Origin of the sequence: Pseudomonas sp. X4, assembly GCF_040784925.1 — a bacterium.
Lineage (GTDB): Bacteria > Pseudomonadota > Gammaproteobacteria > Pseudomonadales > Pseudomonadaceae > Aquipseudomonas > Aquipseudomonas putida_Z.
In genome coordinates this window covers 5025904-5043234 of the sequence record NZ_CP160798.1, presented here as the reverse complement: position 1 = coordinate 5043234, position 17331 = coordinate 5025904, and the positions used below count along the sequence as shown (strand labels likewise).

At 56.9% G+C, this 17331-nt stretch carries 12 protein-coding genes; 2 read left to right on the top strand and 10 right to left on the bottom strand.

What is annotated here, in order from left to right:
• Positions 1 to 141: 141 nt before the first annotated feature.
• Together ABX298_RS22455 and ABX298_RS22450 are read left to right on the top strand one after the other, a co-directional pair.
• Positions 142 to 5445 carry a hypothetical protein gene (locus ABX298_RS22455; protein ID WP_317409182.1) on the top strand — a complete coding sequence of 1768 codons (5304 nt, stop codon included), beginning with the start codon at positions 142 to 144 and terminating at the stop codon, positions 5443 to 5445.
• Complete coding sequence (locus ABX298_RS22450; protein WP_367393663.1) at positions 5442 to 10676, top strand: RHS repeat domain-containing protein; 5235 nt, start codon at positions 5442 to 5444, stop codon at positions 10674 to 10676. Before ABX298_RS22455 ends, ABX298_RS22450 begins: the two co-directional genes overlap by 4 nt.
• A gap of 140 nt (positions 10677 to 10816) precedes the next feature.
• Here ABX298_RS22450 and ABX298_RS22445 read toward each other — a convergent pair whose 3' ends face one another.
• The 10 genes from ABX298_RS22445 to ABX298_RS22400 are packed head-to-tail and all read right to left on the bottom strand — an operon-like array spanning position 10817 to position 17330.
• Complete coding sequence (locus tag ABX298_RS22445; RefSeq protein WP_367393662.1) at positions 10817 to 11668, bottom strand: CsgG/HfaB family protein; 852 nt, start codon at positions 11666 to 11668, stop codon at positions 10817 to 10819.
• A 32-nt stretch (positions 11669 to 11700) separates the two neighbouring features.
• Positions 11701 to 12114, bottom strand: coding sequence for a curli assembly protein CsgF (locus ABX298_RS22440; protein ID WP_075045050.1), 414 nt, complete (start codon positions 12112 to 12114; stop codon positions 11701 to 11703).
• Positions 12111 to 12512, bottom strand: coding sequence for a curli production assembly/transport protein CsgE (csgE, locus tag ABX298_RS22435; RefSeq protein WP_013972855.1), 402 nt, complete (start codon positions 12510 to 12512; stop codon positions 12111 to 12113). Before csgE ends, ABX298_RS22440 begins: the two co-directional genes overlap by 4 nt.
• Positions 12509 to 13036, bottom strand: coding sequence for a type II secretion system protein (locus tag ABX298_RS22430; RefSeq protein WP_013972856.1), 528 nt, complete (start codon positions 13034 to 13036; stop codon positions 12509 to 12511). The genes csgE and ABX298_RS22430 overlap by 4 nt, the downstream gene beginning before the upstream one ends.
• On the bottom strand, positions 13011 to 13385 hold the full coding sequence (locus tag ABX298_RS22425) for a type II secretion system protein (protein ID WP_024087221.1): 375 nt from the start codon (positions 13383 to 13385) through the stop codon (positions 13011 to 13013). Before ABX298_RS22425 ends, ABX298_RS22430 begins: the two co-directional genes overlap by 26 nt.
• Positions 13386 to 13390: 5 nt before the next feature.
• On the bottom strand, positions 13391 to 13870 hold the full coding sequence (locus ABX298_RS22420; protein WP_015270589.1) for a type II secretion system protein: 480 nt from the start codon (positions 13868 to 13870) through the stop codon (positions 13391 to 13393).
• Positions 13867 to 15732: a secretin N-terminal domain-containing protein gene (locus ABX298_RS22415; RefSeq protein ID WP_025339365.1), complete on the bottom strand. Its 1866-nt coding sequence runs from the start codon at positions 15730 to 15732 to the stop codon at positions 13867 to 13869. The genes ABX298_RS22420 and ABX298_RS22415 overlap by 4 nt, the downstream gene beginning before the upstream one ends.
• A complete protein-coding gene (locus ABX298_RS22410; protein ID WP_286101780.1) occupies positions 15729 to 16238 on the bottom strand; it encodes a hypothetical protein in 510 nt (169 codons plus the stop codon). The genes ABX298_RS22415 and ABX298_RS22410 overlap by 4 nt, the downstream gene beginning before the upstream one ends.
• Positions 16238 to 16801, bottom strand: a complete 564-nt coding sequence (locus tag ABX298_RS22405; protein ID WP_025339367.1) for a GspMb/PilO family protein — start codon at positions 16799 to 16801, stop codon at positions 16238 to 16240. The genes ABX298_RS22410 and ABX298_RS22405 overlap by 1 nt, the downstream gene beginning before the upstream one ends.
• Positions 16788 to 17330, bottom strand: coding sequence for a PilN domain-containing protein (locus tag ABX298_RS22400; RefSeq protein ID WP_075045046.1), 543 nt, complete (start codon positions 17328 to 17330; stop codon positions 16788 to 16790). The genes ABX298_RS22405 and ABX298_RS22400 overlap by 14 nt, the downstream gene beginning before the upstream one ends.
• Position 17331: the final 1 nt, after the last annotated feature.

Here is a 17331-nt window from a genome sequence, read left to right as displayed (position 1 = left end):
CTACAGCAGACGAGGAAGCGGAGTTTACAGATCGTAAACGAGCATGCCGAGGCGGTTTTCAATGCAGCATTACCGAGCATCAAAGCTTTTCACACCGGGCCTAACGCCCTCTCACCCATGGTGATAATCAAGGATAGTTCAATGGGCCGTTTCTCAGACACATTAAAAACAGGCTACAACAAAGAAGTCATCGAGAAAGCCAAACTAAAAAATGGCGATAACATAACAATTCGAGCCCTATATACAAACGACAGTACTTTTTGGAGCCTGGAGAGCGACGGGATTACAGCCGCTCAGGACAGCAGCCGAAAATACCCCAAACGTTTTGTTTTTGATGATTCCGCATTAGGTCCAGCGCATACGGAGCTTCTGAAGGACATCCATGGCATTGCGCCCGAAGTCATCACGCTCTATAGCTGCAACCCTGAAATTTACGAAAAGTATGAATCCGTTTACGAGGAGCTCCTATCTAGCATAATTGAAGCGGGAGCCTCGATAAAAACCATTGGAGAACTTGCGCGAATCTCCGCCAGCCACACACCCGTACTGATTGAACTTAAACACCCTATCGAAAATTTCGCGGAACACCATGACAGCATCGACACCCCCTGGGGATATTATGCGCATGGCGAACGTACCGACCCTATTCTTCGAAAACTGGAAAACTATAGTTTACTGGGTTATCTTGATAATAACCCGCCTTTCCTGTCAAACGCACAGCACATCACCGTATCAACAGACAAAATGCTCCGGGACGTCAAAACAGAGCTAGCGGAAAAATATCCCATCCTGAGTTATTTCTGTGCACCTGACGACGAAATCTACATCGCTACTCAACACATCCGCAAAATTTATTCGCTGGCAGCCGTAGCGGATTTCAATGCGGTAACGGAAGCGCGTACAGCAAGAAAAAACCTGATTAATGCCTTGCTTGAAGCAGGGGCAAAACCTGTCAAGCCTGTCTACGAACACGATGACTTGACCACTGAAACCGGACCACTATTGGTATTATTGGAAAGCGATCCGGAAAAAACCGACAGCCACTACGGCTATTTCGGCCTTGTCACCGCACATGACGTTTATTCAGGCAGCATTACTTTCGGTTGCAGCATCCCCTTTAAAAAAACCTTTGACGCGCTGAGCCAGCAGCACGAGTCTATCGCAAAATTCGCAGCATACGATAGTGTCGATATCGATGAGTCCGAAATCGCAGCCGTCTACACGCTGGCCGACATCAAGCTCACTGCCGAACCCGTGCCTTCAGACGCGCAGACAATTGAAGCATTATATCCGGCTGCACAATGGGCTGTTTCCGCCAGTGCATTAAATAACGACATGTTGCCCAACATGACGGGGTTTGAGCCTACCATGATCGGTGGCGGTGCTCACACGTGGTGTAGCCCAGTTTTTTTGCTAGCCGATCGCGATTTGAAACCCGGCGAATGCGTAAAAGCCTGGGTCATCAGTGAACACGATGGACGTATTCTCAAGACTGTGTCCTCTCAGGCAACGACGGACGACAACATCTTGGAAAGCTGGCCAAAGGTGTTTCTTTCAACCCTCAATGCGACGCTGGCAGTGGCAGATGGTAACCAGTGGATGTGCGCGGGTTATCTGGCAGATTCCGGCGGGATGGCAATAGCCGATACAGTTTTGCGTACCACCGACTTCTTAAGACTGGAATCATCAGAAAAACATAGGCTAAACCGCCTATGGTACTACGCGGATAACTGCCGGCTGTTCACCAATGCCCCCTTCACCGCCAATCAGGTTATCGCCTGCAACCTCCCTGATTATCCGCCCGCCGAGGGCGATACTGTCTCTGTACAAGTGCGCGACCGAACGACCCTACGCCTGTATGAAACCCATCTCTACTCAATTGCCACGGACAATGCCGCTTCAAGTACGTGGATCAACGGGTTTTGTGACTTCATTAACAAGCAGCACCTCAATGCCAATAGCCAATACGGGATGCTGCGAGCAGGTGCGTTAGCGGAAGATGGAGTAACCCTAACTGCAGCGCCCAGCGGAAACTCACTTTGGATTCCTCAGCAGTCCAACCTTTCGGTTGAACTCGACGCACTGTCATTCAGAAAGCATCGGGCAGTGAGTGCCTTTACGCCAGTGGCTGGTCAGGAAATAAAGTTTCACATGCTCGACCAATACAGCAGCACGCAGTTGCCTGGATCGCCGCTCAGCTTCACTGTCCCGCAGGGTGAGTCTGATGCCCAAGCGTGCCTCCTTTCACTGGCCGAGACGCTGCAGACGTCTGCACTGGGAGATTGCCTACGGCTCGGGGATGCTTATTCTCACAAAGGCAAACCGGACTCAGCAGACGGTTGGTGGCTGTGGCTATTGCCACTACCTGCAAGATTCATTGTAGAGGGTCTTCCCAGCCTAGGTGGCACTTATGAGCCAGCGCTTGAAACGCTGGCGGGTCAAAAACTCACGCTTCAGCAGCTGTACCAGGATTATAAGCAAGGCTTGACCTTGGCACTTACCGATCGCTGGAACGAGCAGACTGTTTCAACCTGGATGTTCACAGCGGATTCAGAGCAAACCCAGTCGCTCGCTCAATGGGTCAGGGGATTGGCCTTGCAGCTTGGGTCTCAATTCGTGCGGTGGGGCACACTGGATGCTCTACATCCGCAGCCGGTCATTGATGCAATGGATCTGTCTAATCACACGCTGTGGCTGCCTAAGGCGTTGGAGAGTGTCCTGATTGTCGGTCAAATTGAAAAAGAACCCACCCCAGCCGCGCGCTGCCTTCCTGATCTTTACCCTGAATTTACTTTCGTGCGCGATTATTTCCAGTGGGAAGAAGCAGAAGAATACGCCAGGTTGAAAGAGGAAGAACGGGCGTATGTGACCAGCTACCACACTCATTTTTCGAGCATGATCGCTTTTGGTGATGAACCTCTAACCGAGCGAGATCGAAAAGAAGTAAATCGACGAGAAGCTCGCGAACGGTTTACTCGCGAACTGATGAAGCGCCCCGACTTTGACTTCTACATACCTTCGGCCAATGTTCCTGCACTGGTAGCATCCAAGCTCTCAAGAGGCAACGAACCCTACCCACAAAAAGATGTATGGCAATTACGTACAAACTCGCAACCTCCGCATTATTCCTGGCGCGAATCTCGCGGAACATCGTATTGGACCGAGTGCGTTTCAAGTAACGACTATCAGATGACTATCGCCTTTGCGAGGCCAAACCCTGATTACTTTCCTATTGCCGCCGCGCTGAAGCTTCTTTCACTCGCAAGCAACAATCGGCTGCACACTCGGCATCTCATTCAAGCGCGCGAGCATACTCCCGATCTCGCCAACATATTGCACGCTTTCAAGGACGCGTCCTTGTTGACGGCAGAAGCTGATCTAGTGCTTGAGTGCCTCGACGCGCTGGCAAAAAAACAAATAACACCCCCTGCCAGGGATGAGAACTTTTCGGAATTTCCTGAGTATCTCATTATTGACCGAGCAGATTTTTCCGTAGAAGATCTGAGCTTATCAGACCTGTCAGATAATATCCGCGATGCAGACACGAATGACGCTACGGCCACACCTGAGGGAAATGAGTGCAGTCGAGAGCTAATTGCAGGCTTGTTAGCGACACCTGGAATCGCTGAAATCTGCAAGTTACTGGATGAAGCAGCTCTCGTCTCACGGTTGGGGCGCATCGATGAGGTCAATGCCGAGTACCTTCACCTGCAACTCACTGCAAGCGCTGTTAAAAAAGGGATTCGATTCATTTCCTACACTTCAGATTTCGCACCTGACTTACTCGTCGATGCCAATGCACCAAACGGTGGTTTTCGACTCTACATTCCGCGCTCCTCCGACATCAGACCGAACGAAGTTATTTGCAGCGCAAGCAGCGTCAGCCGAACAGGCATCGTACCAACGCGTAGAAGCCTAACTCCCGAAGGGCGACGAGTAGGCCAAGCTCCGTTCATGATTCAGAAACCCTACACTGGGCGAGACTTCAAGCCCAAGGACACGCTCTGCGCAGACTACGCCAATACCGTAGGTTCAGAGGTTTACGATGTCAGCGGCGCCAGTGAGAACGGTGTCGATGCCAAGACCGGGCTGTTCCATGCACATTATTCCGTAGCTGTAATCCGCGGGTTATCGGGCAATGGACCGGAGATAGAACTCAACCTTCACTACTGCGCCACACGCGCCAACGAAAGTGCTCTCGGAGATGGCTGGGCATTCCGCTTCAGCGCCTGGGATAACCGTTTACACAAGCTGACGCTGTACACCGGCCAAACCATCACGCTCACCGCCGATCATATTGATAAGGCAAAAGGCAACAAGCGCTTGGCCATCAACGGAGTCACATTGACAGGCGCCACAGGCAGCTTTGCTTCCCTGACAGCGTTGACAGTGATCTACCCCTCCGGCCGCCAAGAGACCTTGACCAGGCCCGCTCTCCACGACGGTCAGGAAGCCAGTAAGGACTATAAAGACGCGCTCCTTCTGAAGGTTCGCAAGATCAAGGAAAACCTGCAGAAATGGCTCCGCGAGTCTGGGCTATCGACCGAGCAGAGCAGTAACTTCCAAAGCAAACTCGACGAAATAGGCAAACTTGAAAGCGAGATGGATCGCAAGGCCTTCATCCTGACACCCAGCCAGATTTCGGCACCACAAGGCAGCACACTGACGCTGTCATGGGAAGGAAGAAAAGGCCATGTACACCTGCACTCCATCGCTGAAGGCTCCATCCAGTTGCTAACGGCAGTGCATGAACCACCCACAGCAACTGGCACTTACACCAGCCAATTCACCGTCTGGCCGGACACCGATGAGGCCTATACCGTTAGCCTCACTATCGAGGACTGCCTGCTCATTCAACTGAAACGCCAGGGCCTGCGCGATGCCTCCCCAGTACAATCAGTCGTGTTCGGCTACGAGGGAGAAGCGGTTCTGGACCGCGTGCTGTGCTCCGTAGCCGAGGATGATGGCTCACTCGAGTACGTGAGCTACGCGCCAATGTGGAAAGACTGGGACGTCAGCAACAGCATCATTCCGCTTTCCCGGGTGGTGCGCCATACCTTGTTGCCCGGCGCAGGGCAACGCCCAATCACATATATCTGGGAATGGGACGGTAATACCAGCGTACTTGCAATGAAGGAAGGCGATACCTTCAGCGGCACCCGCAGCCTGGAAACCGGTACCCATCATCATGGCCCGTCTACCCGACGGACCTGGACGCTCACCAACGGCTTCTTGGTCGAAACTCAGACCGTTGAAACAACGCCGGGACTTGCTCGCGAAACGACGACCCATACCTATCCAGAAGCGATCACCAGCACCGATCCGGCTGTCATCTATCGGTTGGCCACTCAACCAGTAAGCACAACGGTGACATTTGAAGACCTGCGCGCTCAGGTCCTGAACGACCGCAATGCGAAAAGCGTCACACCGGAGAGCCAATCATGAGTACTCATCTCGATCACGCTGCCAAAAGTGCCAAAACGCGGGCATCGAAAGAAACCACACATTTCACCTACGATGCGAATACGGCACTGCTTACGAAAGCCGTCACCGATGATGGGCAGACCACGCACCTTTGCTATTACGCAACCCAAGCCAGTGCGGATAAGCCTGATCGAAGCGATCAGGTTCCAAAGCTTAACCAATTGTTGAAAGGCTTCAGGCTTCAGCAAGGTGAAACATCCGCCTTGGCTCAACCACTTGCGTGCCCAGAAATTTTTGATGCCCTATCCCCTCCGCTTCTTGCACAGTGCAACTATGTGACGTTCCCCGATGGAGGCCGCTCGGACATCAGTGTTTCCTTGTTTGGCTACGGTCGTGCCAACAGAGACAGCCAAGGTATGTTGATTCCCGACATCATTCTGAACCTGGAGGGCGTTGAGGTAGACACTTCCAGCACACCGTGGACCCTCACAAAAGCGTCAGGCCGGGAAGGGTTGCTGGTTAGTCTGCAACAAATAGAAAACTCCGGTGGGTCTGTACAGAGCAAGACCGAGACAACCTCAACACGGTGGTACAAAAACAGTGAAACACGCCACACTCAAACATTAAAAGAAACCACAACCGTCGATTCCCTCAACGGCACGCTGTGGACAAAGGGTGAGTCGCCCTTGAAATTGGGCGCTCTGGAGTTGACGGCGATTGTTACTCAGCAGATACGCTCGGGGCGTAGCGGCCGTATCCTCCGTGAGTCAAGACAGGATGAGCTGGGCCGGCCAACTACAATGGTCTATCGCTCGCACGATTCACTTGATCGATTGCTAACCAGTACCGTCTATGCTTGGGACACTAATTGTTTCCAGTCAGGCCTTGCTAATGGCCTCGGACTGGCAGGCGTTCATCACCAGTGGAGTCAAGAGGCTGGGGGGAACTGGGTCACAACTACTGGGCCAGACGGTCGCAAAGGGCGCACTTTGCTCGATGGCCTTCAGCGCCCGGTACGCCGCGAATTGCAACGTCTGGTCAACGTCTGCGATAAAGACAACGACTTCGTATGCCTTGAAGAAATTTCGTATGGTTCCTCTGGAGAGGTTCTGGAACGCTGCACTTACGACTATCATGCAGGTGGACTGTGCATTCAAAACAAAGGGGTGAGCTTGTCTGGCGCACTGCGGGATTGGTTCTGGGAAATTAACGAACAGCACACGCAAACCGAAACAGACGGAACAACAAACCAAATAACCAGATCCGTTACAGGCACGCCACTGCTTGGAACACTGCGCAGCCAGGAAGTAACACAACATAACCATCACAACGGATGCGTCACCATCAGAGAGTCGCACCTCACATGGGACAATGTGCAACAGCAGATGCAGACCGCCGGCGTAGTCACTGAAAAAATAATTAATGCACGTGGGCAATGCGAACAAATCAATGAAACCATTGGCGACTTAACCCGGGAATGGAAAAGCACCTTTGACGAACTGGGGCGGCGTACGAAGATAACGTCTCCTGACGGCACGTCGACAACCTGGACCTTCGAAGGCTTCAACACTAAACCGACTAGAATTTACATCAAATCTCCATCCGGCCAGCAAGTTCAACTTGGACAGCAAGTCTTCGATGAAACAAACAGCACAACGTGTTCCCTTACAGTGGGCACCAATGGCTCATTACGCACGTTCACATTCGAAGACAATGGATACCAGCGCCCAGACGGTATTCAGGTGTGGAACGAGAGCAGTGCAGATGGCAACGCGGTTTTCTGGTTCCATAGCGACCTGCAGCGCCCCAACAGCAAAAGAATGATTGCGTCGTTTACCTACAACGCATTCACTAAAGCCATACACATAGAGCGGCCTGCTCATAGAGCCAACCTGCAAACTCGCATCAGCACAGAGGTGTTATCCCCGCAACTGCTTGGAAACCTGACCAGGCGCCGGACGACACATGGCGTTTCCCATGAGCAATGCAGCCTTCACTCACTGCGTGGCAATGTTGAGCAAGTGCAACTCGCGAATGGTTCAGCCAAGCGAGTCTGGTCCGATGGGAGGAATCGGCGCAGCCGCGTACGCCGCGGTCACTTTGAATATCGCTATCTCTATACTGCACAGGGTTCGGTCAAGCGTATGGCCGTGGATGACTTGCGACAAGGACAACAGCTAACTGTCGATTACGATTACGATAATTTTGGCAGGGAAGTTCAACGTATTTACAGCTTGAACGGCACGACCAAGAGCAGGTATAAACTTAGCTGGTCACAAACCGGACAACTGTCGAAAAAAGAATGGTTCCGCAATGGAAACACCGAACCCTCTCGCACAGAAAATTTTTCCTACGACAAACTACGCAACGAACTTACTCACTGGACGGTGGAGGCAGCCGAAGGTTTCGAGATTGAAGATATCAATGGCAAACACATTCGAGAACAAGCTTACACCTATGACTTTATTGGCAACCTGCTTACCTGCACCACGACATTTATCGATGGCGCGGGCGAACAGCGGGCGTATGCTTATGACGACCCGTCACATCCCACCCAGCGCACCCGTGTGACCGTAGCGCTTTTCAGTGAAGATGGAAGTACTCAACCACCCACTTCCATCTCCTTTCAGACCGATAAAAATGGTAGTGCACTCAACGACATTAACGACAGCCAGTTCACGTATACCCAGACAGGACAACTACTGTCTGTTGCACAGACGCTGAACAATCAACCTGATACGACCTATGAGTACGATGAAAGTGGCCGACTAGCAGGGCAATGGGATGCCGCCAATCAGCAATGGCGTGTGCTGCATTACACCGATGATCAATTGGGTGGCGAGGTCTGGTTGAACAGCCAGAATCAACCTTTAAGCTATCGTACATTTGATGAAGAGGCTGGCTTGATCGTACAGCTTCACAAAATGGGCGAAGAAGCGGGTGACAGTCAGACCTTGTATGTTTTTCCGGATCCACAAAACAGCAGCGCCGAGGAGTACTCGTTCAATGCCTCGGGACTCTGGTCAAGTCAGTCAGTCGGCTTTACCCCTTGGGGTGAGGCCCCTCTGGAGCGCCTCAACAAGTTGAACAGTGGCCTTGGCTACAATGGCCAACGCGTCGACCCGGTGACAGGCTGTTATCACTTCGGCTCGAGGTTCTACAATCCCCGTCACCAGGCGTTTTGCCAAAGCGACAGTCTCAGCCCCTTTGAAAACGGTGGGCTGAATAATCTGGCCTACTGCGCAGGTCGTGACCCCGTAAATTGGCATGACCCGAGCGGGCATATCATGATTAGCCGGAGGGAGGCATCGGCCAATCTTTTTTCATTGGATCAAATGATCAGCGAAACCAAGCCACCCCATCATGAAGCTGCTGCATGGTGGGAATGGGCGTTACTCGCTTACGGCATGCTATTAACGGTTGGCTTGTCCGTTATCACGGGTGGTGCTGCTGGAGCATTACTGCTTGCTGCTGGCCTTGTAAGTTTCGGCCTGGGCGCAGCAGAGCTGGCGTTGCGGCAAACTAACCCGGATCTTTCAAAAAAACTGGGGTGGGGTTCTCTGGCAGCCAATTTTCTTGATGCAGGCGCCAAAGGTATTGGCAAAGCTGGGCTGTGGCTGGTCAGAGTCGTACGCAGAGCAAGCCGTGGAGTGGTTCAACTGCGAAACGCGATAAAAATGGGGGGCCTAAAAGCACTCTTCAAATCCTCACAGACCTATCATGCCCTCTGCACCAAGCTTCCGACCACGCCGACTGCGCTCACGAACACGCTTGACAATGGCGTAACACAATCTGGAATGACCATTGAGCGATTGGGCGGAAATATCCTCGATAACACCAGTATCCTGTTCCCCAGCAACCCAGGTGGAAATGGTGGCCTGTGGATCGGGATCGACGATTTTAATGTAAAGGCATCCCTTGGGGAAAACCTGTCTCGAATGGCTGCAAGCACTAAGCGCCTGAATAAGACACTCTTGGATGTAGACAACGTAATAGCAACTATTGCTAAAGCCACAGCATCGCACGCTTTAACAACCGCACAAAGCTCTATTGCGGAGCTGAAGTCTATAAGCTCCGCTATCTCTAGCCATCACACCAAAACTGCAAAACTTATCGCAGATCTGATTGATGCCGAGACTGCAGTCCAAGCAGCGGCACTCCCCATTGCCAAGGTAGAGAAACTTCGGGCCAACTGGACGCGTATTACAAAACGCGTCAATGAGATGCCTAATCAAAGCAGTGCCAATACCGATGTCATTTTAGACTTTTTAAAAAAGCACAACTATCGCCCAGCCTGTTACAAACAACTCACACCTCTAAATCCTTTTAAAAACACGAAGAAAGCAAACAAAATAGCACTCGCCGAAACCGCTAAGCTAATCGAGGCGGATCGCGCCAGTGCGCGAACCGCATTGGATACCGCCAGTCAAGCGCAAAAGCAGATACAAGACACCGTTACAGACATTATCAATCACACTAACTCTCTGCAAATGAAGCTGTCTCGCAGCAGACGTGCTGTCACTGCCGCAGTAGAGAACGCCATCAACCACATTACTGATACCGATTTACGAACGGTCGCGAAAGAACAATCTTATTTGCTGGGCCCCAGTTTACTACAGTGTGACTTCACATCCACCGCCCCTCTTACCCGGCTTATCGTCATGGCTCATGGTTCACCTGCCAAAGCAACCGTACACGGCGGCGTCACAGCGCGAGTACAAATTGCTGATCGCGCCCCAAGAGTTACTGGCGGCCGGACATTAAAACGGTATTCTTACTGGGATGGACAAAAACTATATAATGAACTGAAAGCGCTTAAAGATCCAACTGGAAAATCCCTGATAAACTTTGACGACATTGACATCGTCCAGCTAAAAATATGCCACTCCGCAGATGGCAATACACATTCTCTCGCCCGGGATTTCTCAGACGCAAGCAAAAAAGTAACGCAAGCATATGTCGGCGAGCTTACAGTCAACTACAACATCGATTCCATCGGCTTCATTGCCAACCATATAGTGACAAAGTCAAATGCCGCCCTAGCACCAGGAAACCCCGGTTGGATAACCTATCCGGATGCAGTGAAACAAGCCACTCAATACATTCATGACAGTATGTATTTGAGATCACTAAAATTGAAAAGCAACCCTATGCTGCATGATGTAACCTACAATAAACGTTATTTCTTTCCAACCAATACAAATCTCCCACAAAATCACACCGATATTAAACTTTACGTCCGAGACTGTTAAAACCACAGTGGGAAATTAACAATAGATTGTGTAATCTGCACCGGCTTCTTCTCAGCGGTTCGACGCCACGATAAACCCGCTACTACCGGGATATCAACACACCGGTAGGAGCGGGTTCACCCGCGAAGAGGCCCTCAAGCTCAATCAGGCTGTTGATTCTGGCTCAGGTACTTGTCCACCGTAGCCTGCCCCTCCCCCGCATCTCCCGCCACCTGCCACAGCCGCCGCTCAATCCCCTGCGCCAGCAAATGCCCCACCGCCGCCTCGATCGCCGACAACACGCACAACTGCGCCGGTTCGTTGGTGGTGTACCCCACCTCGGCCTCGAGCAGCTTTTTGAACTCGATGAACTTGAACACCCCGGCACTACGGCCGACCGAATAGATGGTCTTGCTGGTCATCACATTGGCCAGCACCTGCCCGGTGCGCACGTCCACCGCGCGCAGGTTCACGGTCACCTGGTCGACCCGGTACTCGCGGGAGATGTCTATCCCTAAGTAGCGGGCACCTTCGCCGCCGCTGCGCACGTTGGTGTCGTAGGCGATGATGCCGCCCTCCAGCATCAGGTTGGCGGCCTGCAGCGGTGGCAGCTCGCCCATGATGTTTTCCGGTACATCAGGCTTTTTCTGCGAAGCACGGATGATCTTGCGCTCGGTCAGCAGGTTCTGCAGGCCTTCACGCTCCAGCACCACGAACCAGCCGCTGGCGTTCAGGGCGTCCATCAGCATGCTTGCCGCGCCCTGGGTGACGCTGGTGGAGAACGAGCTGGCCGGGGTCGGCTTGTACTGCCCGGTCTGGTCGCGGAAACCGTACACCACCGCCATCAACCGGCCCTTGGGCCGTGGCATGTTGATCAGGTCGTAGTAGGTCGACGCACGGGGGGTCAGGGTCGGGGTTTGCGAGTCCTGTTCGGCGGGCATCGGTTCGCGCAGGCCACAACCGTGCAGACCCAGGGCGGTGAGGATCAGCAGCGTGCTCAGCAGACGTTTCATGGTGTTCTCTCCCCAACAAATAGCCTTGCCCCTCAAGGGTTCAGGCCGCTGACCTCAATGATCGAAATTTCTCCTGTGGCGCGATCGGTGACCTTGATACTCAAGGCCCCGGAATCGTCGATGACGTCGATGAGAAACGCATCGGTCGCCATGCTGCCGGTGTTGCCGTTACTGATGTTGTCCAGCAACTGCGACAACATCCGCGACTCCAGCTGGTTGCTGAAGCGCTCCAGGGCCGTGGTGCCGGTAAAGGCCGAGGAACGGTCCTTGAGGTCGGGGTCGTCGTAGTCGTTCTGCGCCTGGGCGTTGTTCAGCAACCAGGTGCCATTGAGCGGGTTGCCGCCAAAGGCCGGGTTGACCGGGGTGTACACCAGCTCGGTGGCCTGGACGGCACATGCGCTGGCAAACAGGCAGGCGGCGATGCAACGGGGTATGTGGTACTTCATAGCTCGTCCCTCTCCAGATCGGTGGTGTCCTGCAGCAGGCGTTGCAACTTGCGTTGGATGATTTGCTGCTTGACCAGGTCGGCTGCTGCAACGGCCTCGTCCTTGAGCTCGGTGGTGTTCGGCGGCAGGAAGCGGCGGTACACCACCTCACGCTCGAATTCCACGGTGACCAGGCTGCCCCAACGGGCATCCGGGCGTTCGCGCACCACCAGGTTGAAATCAAGCCGGCTGGTGGCGCGCAGGCGGTCGGCGAAGTAGTAGTAAAAGTCGTGGCCGATGTGCGAGATGGTGTTGTCGACGATGAAGCCTTGCATCTCGTCCTCGTCCCCGGCCCTGGCCGAGGTGGCCAGCACTGCCACCAGCAGCAGGCCCAGGCACAGCGCGGCCAGGCGGCTCATGGCGTGTCTCCCGGGCCGGCATGGGTCTGCACGCCACCGGCACTTTCGGTAAAGGCCTGCTCGGCGACGAACTGCCAGTCGCTGTAATGTTCCAGCCCATCGAAACCGCTCCATTCGGCGCTGAAGCCACTGCGCTTGAACGGGGTGGCGTCCGAGCGGCTGTGCACGCCGGTGATGCGGCCATCGATCGAGCGCAGCAGGCCCCAATCGTCACTGTTGGTGATGGGGTCTGGGTACAGCCGGCGAATGTGCCGCCTGGCCTGCGGGAAGCGGTTGTCCTGCAGCAGGTCGGCCAGTTCCTGCGGATACTGGGCCAGCCCCGGCGAGGCGCGGTAGTAGCTGCGCAGGGCCTGGGCATACTGGCTGCCCACCCACAACAGCTGGCGTTCGCGGTCACGCTGGGCGGCACTGGCCCAGAGCGTGCCGGTGGCGGCCAGGGCCACGCTGCTGACCGCAATCAGCAGCAACACGCCCAGGTAGGTGAAGCCGGCGTCGGCCTTACCATTCCGCGAACAGGCTGCCATCGCGCGCCCTCCCTGTGGCACCGCTCTTGATATCGGCCACGCCGCCGGCCACGCCTTCGGGCGGTGGCACCAGCTGCCAGGCATCGCTGCGCTCGGTGATCGGGTCGATCGGGGTGTTGCGCAGGTAACGCTGCTCCACCAACTGCTCCAGCGAGTCGGGGTAGTGGCCGGTGTCGCCGTAGTAGTGGTCCAGCGCCTCGCGCAGCACCGCCAGGCTCTGGCGCAGGGTGGCTTCGCGGGAGCTTTCCAGGCTGTTGAAGTAGCGCGGCATGGCGATGGTCATCAGCGTGGCGATGATCGCCAGCACCACCAGCAGTTCGATCAGGGTGAAGCCTTTGCTGCGTTTCATGGCTGTCACCATTGCCCGTAGGGGATGTTGTTCAGGCCTTTGCCGCGGGCCTTGGAATACACGTCGAACACGTCTTCGCCTTCGCGCGGGTTGTCGGGGCTGCTGTCGTAGGCGCGCAGCCCCCACCCGCCTTCGTCCTCACCCTTGGCCGCCACCAGCGGGTCGTGCGGGATGCGCCGCAGGAAGTAGAACTTGGCGCCCTTGGCGCTGCGCACATCGCGCACGCCGTCGACCAGCACCTGCAGGTTCGGCGGGTAGCCGCTGGCGTCCAGGCGCTTCTCGATGTAGCCGGCATCGAACGCGCGCTTGTAGGCGTCGATGGCGTCGCGAATCTGGTACAGCGCCTCGCGCAGCTGCTGTTCCTTGCCGCGGCGCACCACGGTTTCGGTCAGCGGCGCGGCCATGCTGGCAAGCAGCCCGAGCAGTGCCAGGGTCAGCACCACCTCGATCAGGCTGAAGCCCTGCATGCGGCGCTGCGCGATCATGGCCGCGGGCTCCCTTTGGCCGGGGCGATCGCCATCTGGCTTTCCACCACCGGGGCATCGGTGGCCGGGGCATTGCCAGGCACATCCGCCGGCGGCAACGGCGCCATCTGCCGCACCTGCATGGCCGACTCGGTGCCGGTGGCGAACTCCATGTCCGACGGGCTCTGGTACGGCAGGTTGCGCACGATGCGCGGGGTGATCGCCAGCACCAGCTCCGACTTGCTCATGTCATCCTTGTTGCTGCCGAACAGCCGGCCCAGACCGGGAATGTCGCCAAGGCCCGGGATCTTGTTGCCGCTGGCGTTGTGGTCGTTGCGCACCAGGCCGGCCAGCACCTGGGTTTCGCCATCGTGCAGGCGCAGGGTGGTCTGGGCGTTGCGGGTGTCGACCTGGACCGGGATGGTGCCCTGGCGCGTGGCTTCCAGCGGGGTGGCGTTGCTCACCTCCAGAGCTACCTTGATCGCCACTTCGTTGTTCAGGTGCACGGTGGGCTGCACCTCAAGCTTCAGGCCCACGTCCAGGTAGGTGACGCTTTCGGTGATCACCGGGCCCTGGGTGGACGGCACCGAGGTGGCGCTGATGATCGGTACCCGCTGGCCGATGTGGATGCGCGCCTGCTCACGGTTGCTGACGCGGATCACCGGGCTGGCCAGGGTGTTGATGTCCTTGTCCTGGGCGTTGATCTTGGCCTGCGGTGCCGGCGCGATGCTGATGCGGCTGGAGTCGATGCCCTTGAGCTGGTCGAGCACGCTCACCGGCTGGCCGTCGGAGCTCAGCACGCCGAAGGTGTTGGGCCATTGCAGGCCGAGGTCGAGGATGCGCGAAGTGGCCACTTCCATCACCTCCACTTCCAGCACCACCTCGGGGTTGGACTGGTCCTGCGACTGCAGCAGCTTCTCTGCCATGCGCACGGCATCGGGAGTGTCGCGCATGGTCAGGGTGTTGAGGCGTTCGTCGACGAACACGTCGCGGGTCTTGAGCATGGTCTTGACCATGTTCAGCGCAGTGTTGGAGTCGATGCTGGTCAGGTAGAAGGTGCGCATGACCAGTTCCTGGTAGTCCTTGGTCTTCTGCGGCGAGTCGGGGTAGATCATCAGGGTGTTTTCGTTGACGATCTTCTGCCGCAGCTGGTTCTGTTCCAGCAGCAGCGCCACGGCGTCCTCGATGCGCAACTCGCGCACGAAGATGGTGGCCTTCATGTCCGGGCGCATGTCCTTGTCGAAGATGAAGTTGATGCCGGCGACCTGGGACAGCACCTCGAAGATGGTCTTCAGGTTGGCATCGCGAAACTCCAGGGTCACCGGCCGCTCCAGCTTGCTGCGCAGCTGCGGGAACGGTTGCGCGGTGCGCGCCTGCACGTTCTCGATGTCGCTGCGCAGGGCAATGCCCTTCTGGTTCTGCGGGTCCAGGCGCAGCACTTCGCGCATGTAGCGCTCGGCACCGAACAGGTCGCCCTGGCGCAGCGCCGCCTGGCCCAGCGCCACGCGCTCGTCGAGGGTGCGGATCAGCTCCAGCTGGCGGATGCCTTCCTGGGCGCGGCGGTTGTTCGGCTCCAGGGTCAGCACCCGGCCATAGCCCATGCGGGCGCTGGCGAAGTCGTGGCGGATGCGGTCGGCGTCGGCCTGGGTCAGCAGCGCTTCGACCGCGGCCTGGCGGCTGTGGGCCAGGGCGATGTTCAGCTCGGTGTCACGCGGGTCCTCGCGCAGGGCTTCTTCCAGGCGGGCGATGCCGGCTTCGTACTGGCCCTCCTTCATCAGCTGGTCGCTGTCCTTGCGTACCGCGCTGGAGCCGCAGCCGGCAATGGCCACGCACAGCGCCACTAGCAGGAACGGAGCCGGTTTGCACAGCTTTGACGACTTCATGGTGCGCTCCCTACAGACAAAGTCTGCGACTGATGCAAAGGCAGGTAGACCAGGTGCAGCTCGCTGGCCGATACCCGTTCGAGGCGGTAGGTGTCTTCGATCACGTCGCCCTGGCGCACGACGTAGAGTTTTTCGCCGCTCTGCAGGAAGATCTGCAGGTCGTCGCGGTCGCCGATGCGGCCAATGAACTGGAATGGCAGGGCCGGGGCAGTCGGGGCTTCGGCTACGGCGGGTGCGGTGACCACGGGTTGTTCGGTGACGGTGGCCAGGGCCTGGGGTTTGGTCCATTGCTGGGTTGGGAAGAGATCTCTTGAGGCTTGTTCCGGCCCTTTCGCGGGTAAACCCGCTCCCACAGGGACCGTGGATACCGCCGATTTTGTGGGAGTGGGTTTGCCCGCGAAGGGGGCAACACTGTCTTCCTCGCCGAACCAATGGCCCGGGGCCCAGGCCAGCGCCGCGCTCACGCCGAGGAAGCCAACCCAGATGACAGCACGTTGTGTGTTCATCACGACCTCGACAGGTAAAGGGTCATGCGCAGGCGGGCGTTGAGCTCGCTGTCGCCAATGCGTTTGCGTTGCAGCTCCAGGTCTTCCAGTACCAGGGTCGGCAACTGCTTGAGCAGGCCCCTGAGGAAGCCGCGAATCTGCGGGTAGCTGCCGCGCACCGGCAGCACGATCTGGTAACGCGCCAGTTGCGTCCTGGGGTCGATGCCCAGGGCATATTCGCCACGCGCCAGGCTGATATGCTCGGCACTGGCCAAGTGGTACAGGCGCTCGATCAGCTCGCTGGCCCGGGGCTGCCCCGGCAGTTGCTGGCGCAGGCTGTCGAGGGCCTGCTGCTCGGGCTTGATGGCGATCTTCAGTTCGCCACGCCTGACCCGCTCGACCTGCACGCTGGCGTCCGCTTCAGCGGCGCGCAGTTCGCGCAGGTTCTGCCATTGCGGCAACACCCCGGCGCACAGCACGCCCACGGCCAGCAGGCCCACCGCAATTGCAGCCAGGCCGACCGGGCCGACGCGACGCAGGCGTTCCTGGAGGATCAGGCTGTTCAGCGATTCACGGGCGCGCATGGCCGGTCTCCCAGGTGGCGGTGAGGGTGAAGCGCACCGGGTGCTCGGGCTGCGCGGCCAGCACCTCGTGGTTGAGCAGCGACACATCGCTGAGCTCGGCACTGGCTTCCAGGCGCTGGTGGTACTGCAGCATCGCTTCCAGGTTGCGCGCCTCGGCGGTGATGCGCAGCTGGCCTTTGCGCGCGTCGGGGGCCAGGCTGAGCAGCGCCACATCGTCCTGGGGTTGCGCTTCAAGCATGGCGAACAGCTGCTGCCAGGGCCGTTGCAGCTGCTGCGACACGCTTTGCATCTGCGCCAGGCGCTCGGCCTGTTCGCGGCTGGCGGCGCTGCCCAGCGGTGCGACAGTGGCCGGGCGACGGCCCAGTTGCTGCTCCAGGCTGTGCACGCTGGCCTCCACTTCGACCTGCTCGGCCTGCAAGCTTTGTTGCAGCAGCACCAGGCCGGCGACCATGGCACTCGCCACGGCCAGCAGCGACCAGGCCAACGGGCTGTTGCGCCGGGGCTGGAATTCCAGGTCGAGGCGGCGCATG